Raw genomic sequence first — 262 nt, 5'->3', positions numbered from 1 at the left:
TCATCTTCACCAATGAGACCACCGACCGGGTGCTGTCGGACGCCGCCAGACTTCAGGCCGAGGATCACAATGCGATATTGGCAGCCGAAACCACCCATCGACTGAAGAACACATTGGCCATGGTCCAGGCCATTGCGCGCCAAAGCCTGAAGGGTCTGGACCGGGAACGTGTGCGGGCGTTCGAAGACCGACTGCTGGCGCTCGCCGCGGCCCACACCGCCCTGACGCAGCAGAATTGGCAGAGCGCCGATCTCTCGACCCT

Annotated in this window: 1 protein-coding gene; it reads left to right on the top strand. The window is 62.6% G+C overall.

What is annotated here, in order from left to right:
• Positions 1-262, top strand: a 262-nt coding sequence (locus CVH10_RS21625; protein ID WP_369335958.1) for an HWE histidine kinase domain-containing protein, incomplete at both ends; no start/stop codon positions are given.

This window comes from Halomonas sp. ND22Bw, from assembly GCF_003011945.1.
Taxonomy (GTDB): Bacteria; Pseudomonadota; Gammaproteobacteria; order Pseudomonadales; family Halomonadaceae; genus Halomonas; species Halomonas halophila.
The sequence above is the reverse complement of the archived record's forward strand: the minus strand, read 5'-3'. Positions and strand labels throughout refer to the sequence as shown.